This window comes from Stutzerimonas kirkiae, from assembly GCF_004327335.1.
In the GTDB taxonomy this organism is placed as follows: Bacteria; Pseudomonadota; Gammaproteobacteria; order Pseudomonadales; family Pseudomonadaceae; genus Stutzerimonas; species Stutzerimonas kirkiae.
Genome location: NZ_QJUO01000068.1, coordinates 1 through 2422 on the forward strand (window position 1 = coordinate 1; position 2422 = coordinate 2422).

Annotated in this window: 1 protein-coding gene; it reads right to left on the reverse strand. The window is 57.3% G+C overall.

Going from position 1 to position 2422, the window contains the following annotated elements; translation table 11 throughout:
• A partial coding sequence (locus DNJ95_RS19035) for a condensation domain-containing protein (RefSeq protein ID WP_165491668.1) occupies positions 1-2422 on the reverse strand: 2422 nt, incomplete at both ends.

A 2422-nucleotide genomic window follows, 5' to 3' on the forward strand; every position in this document is an offset into this window, starting at 1 on the left:
CGAACAGTTCCCAGACCGAGAAATCGAAGGCGTAGGAGTGGAAAACGCTCCAGACGTCGCAGGCATCGAACTGGTACCAATCCTGGGTGGCCCGGAACAGGCGCATGACATTGTGGTGCGGCAGCAAGGTGCCTTTGGGCTTGCCTGTCGAGCCTGAGGTGTAGATCACGTAAGCCAGGTTTTCTGGTCGCGTGAGGTTGCTCAGATTGGTCTCGCTATGGCCTCTCAACAACTCGTTGCCCTGATCTAAAACAAGGGTTTGGACATGGCTTGGGATCGGTAACTGCTCTTGCAGATGACTCTGGCTCAACAGCAGTTGGATGCCGCTGTCCTCGATCATGTAGGCCAATCGGTCCTGCGGATACTCGGGATCCAGCGGTACGTAGGCGCCGCCGGCCTTCAGGATCGCCAGCAGCCCCACCACCATCTCAAAACTCCTCTCCACCGCGATACCCACCAGCACGTCCGGGCCTACCCCCAGTTCGATCAGCCTGTGAGCAAGACGATTGGCCTGGCGGTTGAGTTCGGCGTAGGTCAGTTGCCGATCCTCGAAGACCACCGCCACCGCATCCGGGGTCCTGCGTATCTGCTCTTCGATCAGTTCGTGGATGCAGCCGTCGCTCGGGTAGCTGGTCTGCGCACGGTTCCACTCATGGACGATCCGCTGGTAGTCTTCTTCGTCAAGCAGGCGCAGTTCGCCAAGAGCTTGTTGCGGCCGCTGTGTGATGGCTTCGATCAGCTTACTAAAGTGCTGGCTCAACTGCGCCACACAGTCGTCGCCGAAGTACTCCCGGTCGTAGCTGTAGTGGATTGACAATGTATCGCCCAGGCCAATGACCAAGGTCAGCGGGTAATTGGTCTGTTCCTGGTTGACTACCGTGCTGAAGCTGAGCCCATCCGGCGCACCTTGTTGCAACGTTTCAGAGATCGGGTAGTTCTCGAATACTAGGATATTGTCAAACAGCGCTTCGCCACCCAGACCGGCCCAACGCTGGACTTCATATAGCGGTGTGTGTTCGTGTTCACGCAAGGCAAGGTTCTGTGCCTGTACCTGCTCGAGCCACTGCGCCACGCTCTGCTCCGGTTTCGGGCTGGCAATAACCGGCAAGGTGTTGATGAACAGACCCAGTTGCTGTTCCACACCTTTCAGTTCAGCCGGGCGGCCAGCAACAGTGGCACCGAAGGTGACGGTGTCCTGGCCGGTGTAGCGTTGCAGCAACAGCAACCAGGACGCTTGTAACAGGGTGTTGGCCGTTACGCGCTGCTGGCGGGCGAACTCACTGAGTCGTTGGGTTTGAGCGTGGTCCAGTATCTGGTAGTGATTGCCGTAGCCGGTACCGAGATCCGCCTTGCTCTGGCGGATGGCTTGGGCCAAGCTGGTCGGCTCTTGTTGCTCCCCGAATTGGCTGCGCCAGAAGGTTTCGTCCTGTGCCTTATCCTGCCCTTTCAGCCATTCGATATAGTCACGGTAGCGACCTACTTGCAGGTTGGCCTGTACACCGGCATAAGCTTGCAGAACCTCACCCAGCAACTGCGAACTGCTCCAGCCATCCATCAGGATATGGTGGCTGGTATAGATCAGGTGGTGATCGTTCTCCCCGGTACGAATCACTGCGAGACGCAGCAAAGGATCATTCAGCAGATCGAATCCTCTTTGACGGTCGGCCTCGGCCCAGGTATCCAGGCTGACCTGAAGATCAGGCTGGGTACGCCAGTCAAGGCTGATGAAGGGTATTTCGACGTGCTTGCGGATAACCTGTAGCGGCTGTTCGAACTGGGTGATGAAGCTCGCCCGCAACACGTTGTGACGGTCGACCACGGCCTGCCAGGCCTGCTGGAAGCGCTCCACGTCCAGGCCGTTCACGTCCACGCGCATCTGGTTGATGTAGTCGCCGCCGCCCTGTGCGTACAGCGTGTGGAACAGCATGCCCTGCTGCATCGGTGACAGCGGGTAGATATCTTCGATTTCATTTGCCGCTATCGGCAACAGGTCCAACTGTTCCTGAATCAACTTGGATAGAGGCACATCCGATGGGGTGAGGCCGGCACTATTTTTCGCAATGCAATGCTCGATCAGTGCCTTGAGCTCTTCGGCATAATCATTCGCCAGATGCTGGATGGTTTCTTCCTTGAACATCTCCTTGCTGAAGCTCCAATTCAAGCTCAACTCATCGCCATACACCCGACCATTGATATTCAACCAGTTGCTCAGCGGGGCTCGTCCGCTCTGGCTTGCTCCTGGGCGCTCTAGCGCAGGTACCAGGAATGCGCTTTCTTCCTCCTCCTGCTCTTGGGCAAAACTACTATCGAACTGACCCAGATAGTTGAAGGTGATCCGGGGTAGCGGCAGTGCGGCCAATGCGCGTTTGGCTTGCTCGTTACCCAAGTAGCACAGAGCACCAAAACCTATGCCCTTCTCCGG